Origin of the sequence: Enterococcus sp. E4-150, assembly GCF_035726465.1 — a bacterium.
Lineage (GTDB): Bacteria > Bacillota > Bacilli > Lactobacillales > Enterococcaceae > Enterococcus_B > Enterococcus_B faecium.
Map to the genome: position 1 here is coordinate 113,809 of NZ_JAPRGK010000005.1, position 17,745 is coordinate 131,553.

Genomic DNA, 17,745 nt, shown 5'->3' on the forward strand with positions numbered 1-17,745 from the left:
CCAATTATTTATTGTTTTTTTTCTTGTGATTGATGTTGACGTATTTTTCCGCCGTTTTCAGCGGATCAAAGGCACGTCCGCCTCCTGTATAAAACTTCCCAAAAAATTCGACATACTGCAATCGTGCGCCATGGACATAGGCACTTAGCAGTGTCAAAAACATATTCAGTGCGTGTAAAGCGATGATCAAAAGGATCCCTACACTGAATCGAGCAGCTGGCGGCATGAAAGCAACTAGCATATTGAATGCCGCTCCAATACTTCCGCCTGAAATACCCAATGCCATCAAACGTGTATAACTGACTAAATCACCGATATAGCCGGTCAGTCCGTAAAGATTATACGCACCTTTGGCAGCACCTTTGACTTTAGACGGCGTTTGGATAATCGGAACGATCAAGATACATAAGGCAGCAATGATCGATAGCCCAGCGCCAAGGTAAACAAATGCTGTATTTTTTATCAACATGGCACCAACCAACGCAATAACGATCCCAATTAGGATCCCTTGCCAGGCAAATCCATCACTGACAGCACTCAAGTAATCTTTTCTCCTGATATTTTCCTTTGCTGCCACAAATAATCCAACCAAAATCTGTATCAGACCGAAAATCACGGATAAAATCAAAATCGTATTGACGTCATCCGTCGTAGATAGGATTGGGAAAGGCAAGCGGATGCCAAACAGTTCTTTTGGTAATGACTGTCCGAAAAATGAACTGTAGATCAATCCCCAGATGATCGATGGTATCGAGAGAATCTCAAAGAATTTTACGAAACGTTTCATCCCGCGTGGTAGAACAAGTAGTTTTTGAGCTAGTATTGTCCCAATGAGCATCAGCAAACCATAACCAACATCTGCGACCATCATCCCGAAGAAGACAAGATAAAATGGTGTCATCCAAGGTGTTGGATCTACTTCTTCATATTTTGGCAGACTGTACATTTCAGTCAGCAATTCAAAAGGTTCGACAAGCGGATGGTTTTTCAATTTAGTAGGGACTTCCTGCTGAATCTCTTCTGAGTTTGGTGTTTCGAAACTGACGTATATATCTTCTTCTGATACGGTTTCGTTTAACACATGCAGCAAATTCTGTTTTTCTTCTGCATCTACCCAACCTTGCAAAACGATCAGATAAGTCGCATGGATAAACCGTTCTTTTATTTTTTCTCGTTCTGCAACGGCAAGTGTGACTTCTTCTACCCATTCAAATTCTTGGATATAGCCACTGCACTGACCTAACGCTGTCGTTATCTTCTTTTGCTGCTCGTGAACAATGGATAATTGCTGCTTGGTCTCTTGCAGTTTTTCTTTAGGATTTTGTTCATAAGGATACGTTTCTTTATTGAACCCGTATTTCCCAGCAATTTCTTCTATAACAGCAACTGATTTTTTTAAAGCAACATACGAAAGATAAACTTGTTTTGGCGTATAATCTATTTCTTCCATATAAACGTCATCAAGCTTACTCAGTTCTTCCTTGAAACTTTCAAAATTTGCTGCACTCACAGTCCCCATCTCAAAAATGGTCGTCTTACTTGCATACATACTTGGAGCAATATCCAGCTGTTGCCAATGAAGAAGCCATTCTTCCTCTTCTTCTAAACGATCACGTTCTTCAGTTAGTTGTTCCCACTTTTCTTTTAAATCAAGGACTTCTTTCAATTTATTTATGAAATTTTCTTCGGAATAATTGGCTTCCAAATCTTGTAAGGAAAGTTCTTGACGTTTCAAATGGAGTTTCTTTTGACGGCTATCGCCGTGGTGTTGTATGAATTGGATAGCTTCTTGGATGTCTTTCAACCGATTACCTAAAGCGCTTAATTTTGCTTCTTTATCAATAATCGTGGTATCTGGAAAATACTTCTCCACCCACTGGTTGTTTGTTCTATTTTGATACAGATCCCGGATTTCAACGTTTTGGATTCCTTGTACTGCTTGTAAAATCCTCTCCTGATTTCTTTTATCTGAAATGAGGGTCACTTTTTCCATCTTAGTGACGGCCATAAGTTTCTTTCACCCTTTCAATGATCGCACCGATCGCTTGACTCTGATGCTTTTGATATTGATCTTTCAAAGTTGCTTGCACCTTGTCTGCTTCTGCTTTCAATTTCATTTTTTCTTTTTCTAATTCTTGTATTTCAAATTGTTCTTTTTCTTCCACCAACTGTTTTAGTTGTTGTCGATAGTTTGTTTGGATCGTTTCCAATTCCTGCTCTTTTTCTGTTGCATAGATCTTCAGCTGCTGCCGCAGTGTTTGAGCACGCTTTTCATTTTCTTCTTCTGCTTTTCGGATTTGTTCCAAAGCTTCTAACACTTGCTTCACTTCCTTTCGATTTAAAAAAGAGGTACATGCTTTCTTTTTTCATTGAAAGTATGTACCTCTAAAGATAACTTAGTATAGGCAGGCCCCTTCAATAAAATGTCCTTCTCACCCCTTGAAGAACTAGATCCTTGAAGCTTACGCCCAACCTTTTTATTTCTGCTTACTTTTTATTATAACAAATTAAGCAATATTTTCAACTATCGTCATGAATTTCACACGAAATTTCTCTTTACAGATAGTAACACAGCAAGAACAGATAAGTATAGGGGCAAGTCTTACATAGTTTAATTTTTTTTAAATCCTTGTTACAATAAGTCTACTTTAGGGGGAATACAAATGAAACCAATCATCGGCATTGCCGGAAATCAACTGATTCGAGCAATAGATACTTTCCAAGGAAATCAAGTGAGCTATACACCGCAAGGATTCGTGGATGCAGTTTTAGATGCTCAAGGATTGCCTCTTATTCTGCCAGTCATGTCTCCAGATTCAGCTCCTCAACTGATTGGACAAATCGACAAACTTATTCTTGCAGGTGGTCAAGATGTCAGTCCACAACTTTACATGGAAGATCCTCATCCAAAGCTAACGGAAACAAATATTCAACGAGACCAATTTGAACAGGCACTGATCTTGGAAGCATTGAAACAAAGAAAACCAATTTTTGCAGTCTGCCGGGGACTCCAACTATTGAATGTCGTTTTGGAAGGTACACTTTATCAAGATCTTTCATTATATCCAAAGTGGTCAGTAAAACATGAACAACAGCCCACTGCCCCGCAATTTACGACTCACGAAGTCAAGATTGTTTCAGACAGTTTGTTAAGCAACCTTCTCCCCGATCCATATTTTGTGAATTCTTACCATCATCAGGCAGTCAAAGATCTTTCACCTTTATTAAAAGCCATCGCTTTTTCTAACGATGGACTCGTTGAAGCGGTTCAAAGCAAAGATGATATGCATAAAATCCTCGGTGTTCAATGGCATCCGGAACTTACCCACCGTGTACATCCATCTGAACAGCGCTTATTCGATTTCTTTGTGAATGAATTTTAATAGACTTTCTGAGGGGGTTGTGAAAAAGCTGTTTAGTTTCGAGTATTAAGAAAAATTTTGTGAAAATGGCTTTTCACATTTTTGCATAAATTTGGCTTAATACCGAGAAACTGGCTTTTGAACACCGTTTATACCAAGAGGTCGTGAGCCTGCCGTTCAACTCTGAGTCACAAGGAGCAATTTCAAAAAACAGCTTTTCATGTTTGTTGAATAGTGTGACTTGTGACCGAGGAGTTGGCAGAAGAACACCGTTTATCCGGAAAAAGAGACTGCGACACGACTTTTGTCTCAGTCTCCAGTCTATGGAACAATGTTCACTGGAATTCTTCTCAATCGTCCTTTCGATAGTCCAACAGCCTTTTGAGCTGGGTAATCTGCTGCTGCAGTTCCATACCTTTTGTTGTATCACGATTGAGTTTGCGTGGTAGTTGCTGTTCGATTACTTTTTTCACATTTGTTTGGTCGGATTTTTTTGCAAATTGTTGTTCAATAGGCAAAAACGGATAATGTGTCACGATTTGGAAACCATAAGAATTGCATAATAGTGAATAACCGGCAATTCCTGTCGTTTTTTGATAAGCTTTGGATAAACCTCCGTCAATGACAAATACTTTTCCATTTGCTTTGATCGGTGACTCCCCTTTTTTTACTTTTACTGGCGTGTGCCCATTAATGATTGCTGACCCTTCTTCTTTTGTGTCGAATTCTGCTAAAATTTTTTCACTGAACCACTCTTCATCTCGCAAGTGATAATAAGGATTGCTTTTCTCGACGTGCGTATGAGGCTCTGTGAGAAAATAACGTTCAAAAGTCGCCATTTTACTCTTGCCGAATAAAGGCGAAAATGGCCCACTCCACGCATACCAAATCAAATCGGTTGCTAAATCTTCTTTTGCAGTCAGATCTTTTGCGCTTTCAGTTATCTGTTTTTCAAAAAAGCCCAGCAGTTCTTTTCCGCGATAAGATTGGTCTAATTCAAATGCTAAGAGCTGTCCCTTCTCGTCTACAGGTATACAGCCATGAAACAGCACATGCTGATTGTTCGTGAGATACATTCCCCCTTTTTCGATCAAAAACGTCATATGTTTTTGCATTCTCAAAGAGTGCTGGAATGAATACATCAAACTATCAATCACTTTTTGTTCCTCTTCCAAGAATTTTTTTGGATCATCTGGCTGGATCGTTTGAAAACAAGTTCCTTTCAACTCATAGAGCTGACCTTCTAAATCAATCGTTGATGCTTCATAGTCGATTTTTTCCAGCAATTTACGATCGTCCATTTTAAATTCAGGTCGACGATCCAATAACTGATGTTCTGATTTGAATTGAAGGATAGAAAGTGCCTGATGGATTTTTTCTAATTCTTCTTGCTCTCTTTCGGATAGATTTTTACTGTTTTTAGGCGCAAATACTGGATTCTTCTGATAAGTTTGATGAGCAAAAGAAAACAATGGACGTAAATTCAACCCATATTCTTTCTCTAATTCAAATAAATAATTATAGCGTGCTGCAATCCGTAAAAGTGTCAGTAAACATGCCTCAGAGCCGCAATACGCACCAATCCACAAAATATCATGATTTCCCCATTGGATATCTACAGAAGAAAAATCCATGATTCGATCCATCACTTTGGCTGCTTGAGTTCCTCGGTCAAAAATATCTCCAACGATATGCAAATGATCGATGACAGATTTTTGGATCGTCTGTGCAAGTTTCGTTAAAAATTTTTCTTCTTCCTTCATCAAAACAAGTTGTTCAATGATTTTTTTTACATAGTCTTTTTTTCCATTGATACGGTCATCGATATACAAGAGTTCCTCAATGATATAGCTATATTCTTTCGGCAATCCTTTTCGAACTTTTGACCGGGTATATTTGACTGTCGTAAACCGTAAAAGATCGATCAAATGATGGATCAGCTGCGATTTATCTTGTTCTTTGTACCAATCAGTCGTTAATGCATATTCTGGATAAGCCGTAAAAATAGTGAATTGGCTGATATCCGTTTCCGTCATTTGTTCAGAAAAAAGGTCTTTGATCTTTTCTTTAAGATTTCCTGAACCGATACGCAGAATATGATCAAAAGCAGGAAATTCGCCATGTATATCACTCAAAAATAACTCTGTTCCTTTTGGAAGCTGCAAAATTGCTTCGAGATTGATGATTTCCGTGATGACATCCTCCGTTGAGGGGAATTTTTCTGAAAGTAAATCTAAATAACGGTCCATTAAAACGCCTCCAAAAATTGGTATACTCAATATTATAAAGTTGTTATACACTATTTTCAATGAATATATATCCAATATAGTAAAATAAATAAAATAGGTCTATACAAAAAGAAGCTGGGAACAATAGATGTCCAGCTTCCTTCTGTATTTTAGGATTGTTTTATGCTTTTTTTCGTTCATTCCTCATAATTGAAATCGATTGTTTCAATGAACTCCATAATCCGCCTTCGCTATAAACGAGTACATTCGATTTGTACATGTTTGCAGACAAGATCATCAATAAGAATGTTACGGCTACAAGTACCAACAAGGAAATCAATGCTCCACCCATACCGACTGTCTCATTTGCTAAGCGAACCGGCATAATATATGAAGATAAGAATGGAATATACGAAGTGATCCGAATAACGATATTGTTTGGATCTGAAGCTCCTAGTATCAATCCAAGCATGTATCCGCCTAGAGATAGATAAGTCACTGGCAAAATTGCTTTTGCTGTATCTTCTGCTTTGTTGACCAAAGAGCCACATAAAGCTGCTAAAACAGAAAAAATCAAAATGCCAAAGATCATGAATAGAAGAGAATACCACAAGAATGGTCCAATCAAGTTATCCAATGAGATACCGTCTAATATATTTTTGACCATTTCCATATCTTTGAATTGACTGTATCCTATACCAAAAATAATACCGTATAATGCCATTTGCGTTAATGCAACAAGTAAAACACCTGTTAATTTTCCGTAAAAATGCTTTTGTGCAGTCGTACTGGACAGGATCACTTCCATGATCCGCGTGCCTTTTTCAGAAGCGATCTCTTGTGCAATGATCTGCGCATACGTCAAAATAATAATGAACAAGACAATCGTTGCTACATAACTTACGACGTATTGGACTGTCGAGTTATCTTCTCCGACTGTCATTTTTCCTTTTGAATCAAAATTGACTTTTTGTCGAGTCAAACTTGCTTGTTGGCTCAAGCTAGCTACTTCTTCTGGTGAAATGCCTAATTGACTCGCTCGAAGCATCGATTGCAAGCCAGTCAGTTGTTGTTGTATCAGTAGTTGTGTACTTTGTCCTAATGAATTTTCGCTATAAAGCATCCCATTTATCTTATCATTCTCAGTTGAGACTACTAAATACGCATCGATTTTTTCTTCCGAAAGCTCTTTTTGTGCTTTTTCTTCAGAATCAACTGCTTTGAACTCAAAATCATCTGTTTTGACTTGGCTCATTTGCTGACTGATTTGCTCATTATCAGCCAATACGCCGATTTTATTGACATCACTATTTTGTTGAGCAAAGTTTCCTGCTACATAAATGATACCCAGCATGATAAAAGGGACTAATATCATGATCAAGAAAGAAATCGACTTAACATTTTTTAAATAGACATCTTTGGTAATAATCCAAAACTTACGCATCGATTTCACCTGCTTTCAATTTGAAAATCTCTTCCAAAGTTGGCGGTTGCTGGTTAAACATAGGAATGTAGCCGAACTGAGTCGCACGAGTAAAGATTTCTTTCCCAGCTTCAGGATCTTCTAAGGTAATCTCTAACGTATTGTCTTCATGAAGGATCACTTTTTTCACGCCTTCGATTTCTTCTACTTCCTGTTGGCTTAAACCAGATTCCAAGAATAACTTCGTACGGCCAAATGATTCACGAATCTCATGTACTTTTCCATTCAAAACCATTTTTCCGTTTCGCAACATGATCAAATGATCGCAGATTTTTTCTACATTATCCATATTGTGGCTAGAAAAAATGACACATGAACCATGTTTTTTCAATTCCAATATTCCATCTTTTAGCAATTCAGCATTTACCGGATCTAACCCGCTGAATGGCTCATCCAAAATGATCAATTTAGGTTCATGGATTAACGTGGCGATCAGCTGGACTTTTTGCTGATTTCCTTTAGACAAAGATTTTACTTTATCCGTCTTTTTCCCTTTTACCTGAAATTTTTCCATCCAAAAGTCGATTTTTGGTTCAATCTCTTTTCTTGATTTCCCTCTAAGTTCTGCAAAATAAAGCAGTTGGTCTTGAATCGTTACTTTCGGATAAAGTCCCCGTTCCTCCGGAAGATAACCGATGACATCATAATCTTTCTCCCCAAGATGATGGCCATTCCATAACACTTCTCCTTGGTCTTGTGTCAAAAAATCCAAGATCAAACGAAAAGTCGTTGTCTTCCCAGCCCCGTTTTGGCCAATTAGCCCCATGATTTTTCCATCGGGGATTTGGAAAGAGACATGATCGACAGCTGTGTAGTTCCCAAAAGTTTTAACAAGATCCTTGACTTCTAACATTTCTTCACTCCTTCTTCAAGAAATCACATATATCCTTAGACACCAGACGTAAGCGATTTATTATTTACCAACAAAACGTAAACGCTCTTTTTGTTGTACATAAAATGATAGGACACTTTACTTTCTTTGTAAAGTGCCCTTTCCTCATTCCTGATGTAATTTATCAAATACGTTTTGTGCGACATTTTTCGGCAGTCCGATTTCTTGTAATTCTTCTGTCGTGGCTGCTGTGATATTTTTCAACGATTTGAACTCTTTAAGCAGCATTTTTTTTCGTTTTGGTCCTAACCCTTCAATTTCATCTAATCGGGAAGCAAAACTGTTTTTACTGCGTAGCTGCCGATGGAAAGTGATTGCGAATCGATGGACTTCATCTTGGATTCGCTGGAGTAAGAAAAACTCTGGTGAATTTCGCTCAAGCGGTACTACAGCCAAATCTGTACCGAATAGCAACTCATTTGTTTTATGTTTATCGTTTTTTGCCATGCCAGCAATAGGAATATCGATTCCTAATTGATTTTCTAAGACATCTTTTGCCACATCTACTTGTCCTTTTCCTCCATCGATCAAGATCAAATCAGGTAAAGGCAACCCTTCGCGAATCACTCGCGAATATCTGCGATAGATGACTTCTCTCATTGATGCATAATCATCCGGTCCGTTGACTGTTTTTATTTTATATTTCCGATATTCTTTTCTTGCCGGTTTTCCATCAATGAATACGACCATCGCAGCCACAGGATTCGTCCCCATGATATTAGAGTTATCAAAAGACTCGATACGTATTGGGGTCGGGATATTCATCGCGTTTCCTAAACGTTCAACTGCTCCGATCGTCCGTTCCTGTTTTCTGGCAATCAGATCAAACCGTTCATTCAAAGCAACTGAGGCATTCTTACTCGCCAATTCAACTAATTTTTTCTTTTCTCCTCGTTTTGGTTGCAGCACTTTCGTAGCTAACAAAGCTTCTACACTGGGCTTGTCGATCGTATCAGGAATCAAGACTTCTTTAGGAATGAAATGCTCATTTTCCTGATAAAACTGACCGAGGTAAGTCAAGAAATCTTCTTCTGCTTCGTTATAGAAAGGAAACATTGAAACATCTCGTTCAATTAGCTTTCCTTGTCTTACGAAAAACACTTGGACACACATCCATCCTTTATCAATCGCATAACCAAATACATCTCGATCCAGTAAATCAGTATTTGTCATTTTTTGGCGAGTCATGATTGTCTCAATGGCACGGATCTGGTCTCGGTATTCTGCAGCTTTTTCAAACTCCATGTTTTCAGCAGCTTTTTCCATTTTCTGATGGATCTCTGACTCGATTTTTTCGTGTCCTCCGTTTAAAAAGTTTTTCACTTCATCAACGATTTTCGTATAGACTTTCGGATCTACGTCGAAATAATAAGGACACAGACATTGTCCCAAATGATAGTAAAGACAAGGCTCCTTCGTCTGACTAGGTTTGCATTTTCTCAGAGGAAATAATCGATCGAGGATCTTCTTTGTCTCATTCGCCGCACCGACATCGGGATATGGTCCAAAATACAGTGCTTTGTCTTTTAGTACCTTACGAGTAATCACCAAACGGGGATATTTTTCATTCGTTATCTTAAGGAAAGGATAGGTTTTATCATCCTTTAACATAATGTTGTATTTAGGATCATTTTTCTTTATCAGATTGATCTCTAAGAGCAATGCTTCGATATTCGATTCTGTAACGATGTATTCAAAGTCTTCGATTTCACTAACAAGCCGTTCCGTTTTCGTATTATGGCTACCAGTAAAATATGAGCGGACACGATTTTTTAATATTTTGGCTTTGCCGACATAAATGATCGTTCCATTTTTATCTTTCATCAAGTAACAGCCGGGCTGATCAGGAAGTAAAGCTAATTTGTTTTTGATTCGTTCGTTCATCTGGTACTCCCCTTCATATTCAATTAAAGTTATTATAGCATGTCTGTCAAAAAAGCAATCCAGCCTGACAACGTAATTATACTCAAAAAATATTAATTTGAATAACCTTAACTCAACCGCAAAAAAACCGAGGACGGAACTGGATTCAGTCCCACCCTCAGCTTATTTTTGCTGTAAGTTTTTATAAATATTGATCGATCATTTGACGTAGTTGTTCTTTTGAATGAACACCAACAGCTTTTTCTACTACTTGACCATCTTTTTTCAACATTAATGTTGGAATGCTCATGATACCGAATTGTTGAGGAGTTTCTGGATTTTCATCCACATCCATTTTAGCAATTCTGAATTCTTCTTCATCATATTCTTGTTCCAACTGATCCAAAATCGGTGCTTGCATACGACATGGACCACACCAAGTTGCCCAAAAATCAATCAATACAAGTCCTTTATCTGTTTCTTCATTAAATGTCTTATCTGTAATTACTTGTGACATATCAAAGACCTCCATTTTTAAAATCTATGACTAGTATAGCATTTCTATACTTGGATAGCGAACCATCTGCTTACCTTTAGTAAGCTTTACTTAAATTTAACAATTGTCGCACCATTTCCGCCTTGGTTTGCCGGTGCAAACTCAAAGCTTTTGACGCTCCGATGGTTTTTAAGATAATCAGTAATTCCCTTGCGAAGTGCGCCTGTTCCTTTTCCGTGGACAATAGTCACTTGAGGATAACCAGCTAGAATGGCAGAATCCAAATATTGATCTACCTCACTTAGCGCTTCTTCGTATCGTTTTCCTCGAAGGTCCAATTGATTCGGCACGTGACTACTAGATTCAGATCGTACAGCATGGATAACTCGTTGTGTCGGCTCTTTTTGAGGAGCAACAGGCGTCAGCTCGTCTTCGGACACATTCATTTTTAATATACCGATTTCTACTTGCCACTGATTCCCGTTTTTACGTAAAAGCGTCCCTCTTTGGCCGTAAGTCGTAACCAACACTTCGTCTCCCGGTTTCAACGTTTTTTGTTCTTTCGCCTTCTTCAATACTTTATTTTTCTTCAAAGTTTCTTCTTGATGTAGATTTGCTAATTGGGTCTTTGCATCGATCAACTGATGCTCTTTCACATTTCCTTGCCCAATCTGCTGTTGCATTTTACGAATATCAGCAATGATTTTTTCTGCTTTTTCTTCCGCCTCTGACACGACTTCATTTGCTTTTTTCTTTGCTTTTTCCATTTCTTTTTCACGTTCTTCAAAGAAATAGCTGTAAGCTTCTTTCAAATCATCGTGAAGTTCTTGTGCCTCAGAAACAAAATGACGCATTTCCAGATATTCGGTCTCTGCCATTTTCCGGCGATTCTCTAAATCTGTGATCATTTCGTTTAAATCTTGGCTCTCATCATTCATCAACTGCTTCGCTTCATCAATAACTTCTGTATCAAGACCTAATCGGCTAGAGATTTCAAACGCATTGCTTCGTCCAGGAACGCCAATCAGCAAACGATACGTTGGACTTAATGTATCCACATCAAACTCCATGCTGGCATTAATCGTATTTGCCCGATTATATCCATAAACTTTCAATTCAGGATAATGCGTTGTTGCCATCACATAAGCAGACTTTTTACCAAGATCATCTAAGATTGCGATTGCTAGAGCAGCACCTTCTTGCGGATCTGTTCCTGCACCGAGCTCGTCAAATAATACCAGACTTTTTTCATTGACTTTTGATAAAATATCTACAGTGTTCGTCATATGAGAAGAAAAGGTCGATAGACTTTGCTCAATCGACTGTTCGTCTCCTATATCCGCAAATACTTCCTCAAAAATACCGATTTGACTTTCTTCACCTGCAGGAATCGGTAATCCTGCTTGCCCCATCAGTTGTAACAGACCTAAAGTCTTCAACGTGATCGTTTTCCCACCTGTGTTAGGTCCTGTAATGACGATGGCTTGATAGTCTTTTCCGATTGTGATGTCATTAGAAACTACTTTTTCCTGATCGATCAGTGGATGTCTTGCTTGTTTCAAGACGACATGATTGTTTTCACTGATTCCCGGCACGATAGCTTTTACTTCTTTACCAAATCGTGCTTTTGCATTCATCAGATCCATTTTACCAATCACATAAGCATTGTGGATGATTTCTTGACGATGGGGAACAAGTTCAGCAGAAAGTTCACTTAAAATACGTTGAATCTCATTTCGTTCAGCGATTTGGTATTGACGCAAACGATTATTCAAATCCACCACTTGTTTTGGTTCAATAAATAAAGTCTGTCCTGAAGCACTTTGATCGTGGACTACACCGCCAAATACACCGCGGTATTCTTGTTTGACTGGGATAACGTAGCGGTCATTTCGCATGGTGATGATCGCATCACTTAAATACTTTGCATTTTTCCCACGGACGATCCCATCTAACTGTTCACGAACAGCTTGTTCACTTCGCCGAATGTTCTGTCTTATGCTCTTTAACTCAGGAGAAGCGTCATCAGTCACGCGTCCGTCTTCATCGATTGCTTCCTTTAAACGGCGGCTCAAAACAGGGATCGTGACTAACTGATCTGCCCACATATACAAACGTGCAAATTCGATTTCACTGTCATAAAGATCATCAATGAAACGATTCAATTCGCTTGTCGTAGACAATACTCTGGAAACTTGTGCAAGCTCCACTCCATTCAAGTCTGCTCCGATCTCAATCCGTTTCATATGGGGACGGATATTTTCAAGTTTAGGTATAGGGATCCCGCCTCGCAGACGTTGCACTTTCAATCCATCCTCAGTTTCTTGAAGCCAGTTTGTGATCGTTTGTTCCTCGCTCACTGGTACCAATTCTGCCAGTTCTTCTTTTCCTTGTGCAGTCACTACAAATTGTCTGACCATCTGTTTGACTTTTTCAAATTCCAATGTTTCAAGGATTCGGTTATTCATTTTATCACCTTATCTTTCACTATGAAAAAAGAGCTGTGCCGGACATACGCTACGCAGCCTTCTTAAATAATCTACTCTGTACAAAAAACGAAATATTTTCCAGCACTATTTTCCTTAATTCAAAATATTCGTTACCCAAAGCTCATACATCTTGTTGGTAAGAAATGGCGTTCTCTCAACGATAAAGCGAGCGAAACTATGCTCGCCGAATTGATTTTGGACCACATCTAATGGAACAAAGGCAAGTAACTGCAAAATCAAAAATATAGTAACGTAAGCCATGATTAGTGACAGGATGCCTCCTGCAATCCAGTCTACCTGTCTCAAGATCGGCACATACGTCAATCCATGGACAAAAACCCCCACAAATCGGGTAAGCAGCCAGCCAATTAGCAAAATAATCAGAAAAGCAGTTCCTGCATAAAAAGCTTCATCTAGGTGAAAGGCAAATACCTGATCAAAAAATGCTAACTTTGATGTTGGCGTGACAGCTGGGTATGGAATGTATAATTCCAAATGACTTGCTAATGGTTTGTAAAAATGCTGGGCAGCAATAAATGACAATACATATCCAATCGCGAATATGATTTGCAAAGCAAACCCGCGACGTGCTCCAGAAAAAAACGCAATTAGCAATAAAAATAAAATCAGCAAACTCAGCATGCTACGTTCCTTTCTCTTCTAACTTTTTTTAAATTTTTCTTATTTTGATAAAAGGATCTTAATTAGAAGATTTTTGTTTAATTTGTCCTTTTCGTTTCTCGTTTAAAATCTGTTGTGCTTCCACATGATTTTTAATGGTATGATCTGCTTGACCATTTTCTTTCAATACTTCCCGAGCTTCGTTCTCGATTGCTTCAATGCGTTTCACACGATTTTCAAGCTCTGTAAATTTGATCATTTTTTTCTTTAATTCTGCTGTTTCTTCTTCCAGCTCCAAGATTCTTTCTTGTTTCTTCAATTGATCCGAAAGCGCATTGACAGCCATCAAGATTGCTGCTTGTTCATTATCCATTTGTGGTGATAATTGTTTCAATTCTGCTAACTGTTCATTGATCAGCTTCGTTACGATATCCATATGATGCTTGGTTTCCCGTCCGATAATAGTATATGTTTGGTTGGCAATCACCGCTTTGTAGCGTGTTTTTTCGTGCGCCATACGAATCATTTCCTCCTATTTGATGAAAGTTTTATTTAGTGTACCATGAAGTTGGTTCTTTCACCGTTCTCCACAAATATTTTTCACATACTTAACTATTATATGATAAACTTTAAAAAAATGCTATGTCTCGCAATCTCTTAGAAAACGAAAAGTCGTGAGTTGCGGTATAGTTTTATGTATAAAAACGAGGAGAATTTTATGAGCAACGTCATTATCAAAGCAACAAACGACCAACTTAGTCAAATGAAAGCATACTATCGCTCTTATTTGTTAAATAAACAGATTCCTTATACTAGCTTTGCTGCAAAAAAAGACGGGACGACCATTACCGCTTATACATCCGGAAAAGTGATGTTTCAAGGTACGAATGCAGCAATAGAAGCTGATAAATGGGGGGAGGCACAGGATAAACAAGCCAAGCCAGCAAAAACAGCCTCTTCTTTGCCAAAAAATATCAGTCAATTATCCGTTTTAGGTAGTGATGAGGTCGGAAATGGCAGCTATTTCGGTCCGCTAACAGTATGTGCTGCTTATGTGAAACGTGATCAGCTTGCAGAATTACGTAAACTTGGTGTTAGAGATTCAAAAGAGTTAAAAGATAGCCAAATCATCCAGCTTGCTGACATCTTAAAAAAAACCATCCCCTATAAACTGCTTGTCTTATCTCCAGAAAAATACAATGAGATCCAACCAAAATACAATGCCGTTCGGATGAAAGTCGCTTTGCACAATCAAGCGATCCATTTGCTGCTAAAAAAAATCGAGCCAGAAAAACCAGAAGCGATTTTGATCGATCAGTTTACGCCGGAAGCAAATTTTAAAAAATATGCGCGTTTAGAAAAAAATCAATTACAAGAAAAACTGTACTTCGTTACTAAAGGAGAACAATATCATTTAGCTGTTGCTGCTGCTTCTATCATCAGTCGTGCCAGCTTTTTGGAAGAGTTACACAAAGCATCAGCTGAAGCTGGAATCACCCTTCCATCAGGAGCTGGAACGAAATCTGACCAAGTAGCGGCAAAACTATTGGAGAAAGGCGGCATGCCTATGCTTGAAAAATATGCCAAACTTCACTTTGCAAATACAGAAAAAGCTTTGAAGCTACTAAAAAAATAAACGGTGTTCAAAAGCTTGCATCTGCGATAATAAGCCCGGCCAAACGAAAAATATGAGGAGCTATTTTTGTTTGGCTGGGCTTATTTATTACTGAAAATAAGTGGTCAATGCTTGTGTCAAACTTGCAGCAATCTGCTGCTGATAACTGTCTGTTACTAATTCCTTTAAATCACTATCATTATTCATATAACCCATCTCGATTAAAATAGAAGGTTGAAGATTTTCTCGAAGAACTTGATAGTTCCCAGTGGAGATTCCTCTTGAATCCAGAGGCAGATCAGTGAAGGAGTCAGCAATTGTCTGTGCTAATGTTTCCTCTTGTCCATAGTAATAATATGTCGTGATTCCAGTTGCTTCATTCGCATATTCCGTAGAGTCTGCGTGTAAACTGATAAAGACATCTGCCTTTTTTTCTTCACTGTAGTCGCATATATCTCCAAGCTGTACTAATTCATCTGTAGTATGGGTCAAATAAACCGTTGCTCCAGCATCCTCTAGCACCTTTTTTACTTTTATGGCTGTACTTAATGTTATATCTTTTTCTTCTGTTTGTTCATCATTGCTTAATGCCCCAGTATCATTTCCTCCATGCCCAGGATCTAATACAATCACTGCATCAGATAGCTCTTCCGGTTTTGTTTGTATATTCTTTGTGACTTTGGTTCCATCTTCGAGGGCTAAATATCCAGTATAGCCATCATTTGTCTTGATTTGATAAGCATTTTTTGTTTCAGAAAGAAACTCCGTCAGCTCTCCGCCGTTTATAGTTGCAAGTGGGGTAGTTAGCGAGTCATCTGTATATAGTGTACGGTCATTTTTTCCGATTTTGACTAATGTCTCTTGTTCTGTGTCATCAGATGATTCCTTTGCCTTTGTAACCGTACTGTTCGTGCTGCTGACCGTTTGTCCAACTATCTTTTTTTGACCAAAAACATCTATTTGAAAACAGATAATAATGATAATGATTGCAAATACAAAAGCTCCAATTATTTTTTTCATTCTTGACTCTCACCTCGTAGATCCAGACTAAGGGCCAAAACTTAAAATCAGCTTAAGTACGCAAAAAAGGGGCTGTAAAAGATATAACCGTAGAAAATAACATTACTGCTAAAATGATTTTTTTCATTTTTGGCATATCCTGAAATCTCCTTTTGACTATTCGTGGTGATTCATCTACCCAATAAATAGTTTCCTTCATTCTACAAACAATTAATTTCTTCGTTATTAAATTAAAACACTTCCTGGAACACCGACATAATAAATAAAAATATACCCTGATAATCATGAGAGAATAACAAATTTGTATTTATGAAAAACTACCTATATAAAAAAGCAAGATATAACGATCTTCGTCATATCTTGCTTCTTCACCTAACTATTTTTCTCCCTATATAACAGCTTTACGCTTCTCCTAATACACCATTCAAATATAAATCGATCAATTGCGCCACATTTAGCGGTTCTTCCACAGGTCTTTTCGACCGGGTGATGTAAGGTGCTAACACTAAGAAAAAATGCCTTGCTGCGATTTCTTTTGAAATCCCATTTCTTAGCACAGATTGGTTTGCTGAAAAGATTTCTTCAAAAGGTTCACGATAATTTTTCTTCCATAGAAAGAAAAAATGATCTCTTGTTTCCTTTGAAAGATTGCTTTCAAGATCGTGAAGCATCAGAAACAAATCGATCAGATGTGTCTCAATCAAAAACTGCGCCATTTTTGTCAAGGTCACTTGAAATCCCGTTTCGCTTGTTTGAACGATTTCTCTCAAAGCTTTTCCAACATCTTTTAAGTGGTTTTCTAAAACTGCCGTATATAGTTTTTCTTTATCACCGAAATAATGATAGAGATTGGGCTGGGTGATCCCAACTTTTTGTGCGATCTCTCTTGTTGAAGTGCCGAGATATCCCTTGGACATAAACAAGTCAGTCGCTTCTTTCAAAATTTTTTGCTGTGTATCTTTGTTGTATCGATGGATCATTTTTCCACCTGCTTTTTGGTTATTCTTTTTCTTTCAATACACCATCTTCCATCATAAATATTCTATCGCATTTGTCAATCAGCCGTGTATCGTGAGTAACCATGATTGTTGCTTTATTTTTGTCTTTTGATTCTTTTGCCAAGATATCGACTACTTCTCGTGCCTTTTCTGAATCCAAACTAGCAGTTGGTTCATCTGCTAGAATAATGGACGGATCATTGTACAATGCACGAGCGATTGCGACCCTTTGCCGTTCTCCACCAGATAGTTCTTCTGGATACTTGTTGATCAACTTATCCACGCCAAGCTGCTCAAATAATTCGTTTGCTTCTTTTTGACGATGTTCATGTTTGATCTTATCTACTAATAATAACTGCTTTTTTACTGTCAGAAAAGGAACCAGATTGGAAGCTTGCAAAATAAAGCCAATTTCTTTAAAACGTAGTTTAACGCGTTCACTTTCTTTTTGATTACTGAATTCTTGATCATTGATAAATACAGAGCCACTGCTAGGCGTCTGCAATCCGCCTGCCAAAGTCAAAAAAGTACTTTTACCTGAACCAGAAGGACCGATGATTGCAACAAATTCCCCTTTATCGATACTCATGGTTGTTTCTTTCAATGCTTTAACTACTTGGTCGCCATCTTGGAAACTTTTTTCTACTTCTTTAAATTCTATTGCTTTCATGTTCTTCC

At 38.1% G+C, this 17,745-nt stretch carries 15 protein-coding genes and 1 other annotated feature; of the genes, 2 read left to right on the plus strand and 13 right to left on the minus strand.

The genetic code is table 11. The features are described 5' to 3' along the window. Positions 1-4: 4 nt before the first annotated feature. On the minus strand, positions 5-2,008 hold the full coding sequence (locus tag OZ002_RS06230; RefSeq protein WP_002295096.1) for a V-type ATP synthase subunit I: 2,004 nt from the start codon (positions 2,006-2,008) through the stop codon (positions 5-7). Continuing rightward, the gene (locus OZ002_RS06235; RefSeq protein ID WP_002349065.1) at positions 1,995-2,327 is read right to left on the minus strand and encodes a hypothetical protein; all 333 of its coding nucleotides are present in this window, start codon (positions 2,325-2,327) and stop codon (positions 1,995-1,997) included. Before OZ002_RS06235 ends, OZ002_RS06230 begins: the two co-directional genes overlap by 14 nt. A gap of 99 nt (positions 2,328-2,426) precedes the next feature. After that, positions 2,427-2,474: a sequence feature (sodium ion sensor (DUF1646 type); this cis-regulatory element may regulate processes involved in with the transportation of sodium ions), on the minus strand. 189 nt (positions 2,475-2,663) lie between these two features. On the opposite strand from OZ002_RS06235, the gene OZ002_RS06240 reads away from it, so the two are divergent. After that, complete coding sequence (locus tag OZ002_RS06240) at positions 2,664-3,383, plus strand: gamma-glutamyl-gamma-aminobutyrate hydrolase family protein (protein ID WP_325082929.1); 720 nt, start codon at positions 2,664-2,666, stop codon at positions 3,381-3,383. 329 nt (positions 3,384-3,712) lie between these two features. On the opposite strand, the gene OZ002_RS06245 is transcribed toward OZ002_RS06240, so the two are convergent. From OZ002_RS06245 to zapA, 8 genes are all read right to left on the minus strand, one after another. Beyond that, positions 3,713-5,611 carry a fructose-bisphosphatase class III gene (locus tag OZ002_RS06245; protein ID WP_002295093.1) on the minus strand — a complete coding sequence of 633 codons (1,899 nt, stop codon included), beginning with the start codon at positions 5,609-5,611 and terminating at the stop codon, positions 3,713-3,715. 160 nt (positions 5,612-5,771) lie between these two features. Beyond that, on the minus strand, positions 5,772-7,034 hold the full coding sequence (locus OZ002_RS06250) for an ABC transporter permease (protein ID WP_002296456.1): 1,263 nt from the start codon (positions 7,032-7,034) through the stop codon (positions 5,772-5,774). Then, positions 7,027-7,926, minus strand: a complete 900-nt coding sequence (locus tag OZ002_RS06255; RefSeq protein WP_002295091.1) for an ABC transporter ATP-binding protein — start codon at positions 7,924-7,926, stop codon at positions 7,027-7,029. Before OZ002_RS06255 ends, OZ002_RS06250 begins: the two co-directional genes overlap by 8 nt. Before the next feature lie 144 nt (positions 7,927-8,070). Further along, positions 8,071-9,849 (minus strand): excinuclease ABC subunit UvrC, encoded by a 1,779-nt coding sequence (gene uvrC / locus OZ002_RS06260; protein WP_002295090.1) that lies wholly within the window; start codon positions 9,847-9,849, stop codon positions 8,071-8,073. 181 nt (positions 9,850-10,030) lie between these two features. After that, positions 10,031-10,345, minus strand: coding sequence for a thioredoxin (trxA, locus tag OZ002_RS06265; protein WP_002290803.1), 315 nt, complete (start codon positions 10,343-10,345; stop codon positions 10,031-10,033). 86 nt (positions 10,346-10,431) lie between these two features. Next, positions 10,432-12,792, minus strand: a complete 2,361-nt coding sequence (locus OZ002_RS06270; RefSeq protein ID WP_325082930.1) for an endonuclease MutS2 — start codon at positions 12,790-12,792, stop codon at positions 10,432-10,434. 114 nt (positions 12,793-12,906) lie between these two features. Next, positions 12,907-13,455: a CvpA family protein gene (locus tag OZ002_RS06275; protein ID WP_002295088.1), complete on the minus strand. Its 549-nt coding sequence runs from the start codon at positions 13,453-13,455 to the stop codon at positions 12,907-12,909. A 58-nt stretch (positions 13,456-13,513) separates the two neighbouring features. Beyond that, the gene (gene zapA / locus OZ002_RS06280; protein WP_002295087.1) at positions 13,514-13,951 is read right to left on the minus strand and encodes a cell division protein ZapA; all 438 of its coding nucleotides are present in this window, start codon (positions 13,949-13,951) and stop codon (positions 13,514-13,516) included. A 201-nt stretch (positions 13,952-14,152) separates the two neighbouring features. Between zapA and rnhC the strand changes: the two genes are divergently transcribed. Continuing rightward, positions 14,153-15,070, plus strand: coding sequence for a ribonuclease HIII (rnhC, locus tag OZ002_RS06285; RefSeq protein WP_002296459.1), 918 nt, complete (start codon positions 14,153-14,155; stop codon positions 15,068-15,070). 87 nt (positions 15,071-15,157) lie between these two features. On the opposite strand, the gene OZ002_RS06290 is transcribed toward rnhC, so the two are convergent. From OZ002_RS06290 to OZ002_RS06300, 3 genes are all read right to left on the minus strand, one after another. Next, positions 15,158-16,069 (minus strand): N-acetylmuramoyl-L-alanine amidase family protein, encoded by a 912-nt coding sequence (locus OZ002_RS06290; RefSeq protein WP_002300433.1) that lies wholly within the window; start codon positions 16,067-16,069, stop codon positions 15,158-15,160. A 401-nt stretch (positions 16,070-16,470) separates the two neighbouring features. Next, positions 16,471-17,049: a TetR/AcrR family transcriptional regulator gene (locus tag OZ002_RS06295; protein ID WP_325082933.1), complete on the minus strand. Its 579-nt coding sequence runs from the start codon at positions 17,047-17,049 to the stop codon at positions 16,471-16,473. A gap of 19 nt (positions 17,050-17,068) precedes the next feature. Further along, a complete protein-coding gene (locus OZ002_RS06300; protein WP_002295078.1) occupies positions 17,069-17,737 on the minus strand; it encodes an ABC transporter ATP-binding protein in 669 nt (222 codons plus the stop codon). Positions 17,738-17,745 lie beyond the last annotated feature (8 nt).

Coding starts and splice junctions, on each gene's coding strand:
- trxA (WP_002290803.1), bottom strand. CDS start 10,345: ATGTCACAAGTAATTACAGATAAGACATTTAATGAAGAAACAGATAAA.
- OZ002_RS06275 (WP_002295088.1), bottom strand. CDS start 13,455: ATGCTGAGTTTGCTGATTTTATTTTTATTGCTAATTGCGTTTTTTTCT.
- OZ002_RS06300 (WP_002295078.1), bottom strand. CDS start 17,737: ATGAAAGCAATAGAATTTAAAGAAGTAGAAAAAAGTTTCCAAGATGGC.
- OZ002_RS06230 (WP_002295096.1), bottom strand. CDS start 2,008: ATGGCCGTCACTAAGATGGAAAAAGTGACCCTCATTTCAGATAAAAGA.
- OZ002_RS06245 (WP_002295093.1), bottom strand. CDS start 5,611: ATGGACCGTTATTTAGATTTACTTTCAGAAAAATTCCCCTCAACGGAG.
- rnhC (WP_002296459.1), top strand. CDS start 14,153: ATGAGCAACGTCATTATCAAAGCAACAAACGACCAACTTAGTCAAATG.
- OZ002_RS06255 (WP_002295091.1), bottom strand. CDS start 7,926: ATGTTAGAAGTCAAGGATCTTGTTAAAACTTTTGGGAACTACACAGCT.
- OZ002_RS06250 (WP_002296456.1), bottom strand. CDS start 7,034: ATGCGTAAGTTTTGGATTATTACCAAAGATGTCTATTTAAAAAATGTT.
- OZ002_RS06295 (WP_325082933.1), bottom strand. CDS start 17,049: ATGATCCATCGATACAACAAAGATACACAGCAAAAAATTTTGAAAGAA.
- OZ002_RS06270 (WP_325082930.1), bottom strand. CDS start 12,792: ATGAATAACCGAATCCTTGAAACATTGGAATTTGAAAAAGTCAAACAG.
- OZ002_RS06290 (WP_002300433.1), bottom strand. CDS start 16,069: ATGAAAAAAATAATTGGAGCTTTTGTATTTGCAATCATTATCATTATT.
- OZ002_RS06240 (WP_325082929.1), top strand. CDS start 2,664: ATGAAACCAATCATCGGCATTGCCGGAAATCAACTGATTCGAGCAATA.
- zapA (WP_002295087.1), bottom strand. CDS start 13,951: ATGGCGCACGAAAAAACACGCTACAAAGCGGTGATTGCCAACCAAACA.
- uvrC (WP_002295090.1), bottom strand. CDS start 9,849: ATGAACGAACGAATCAAAAACAAATTAGCTTTACTTCCTGATCAGCCC.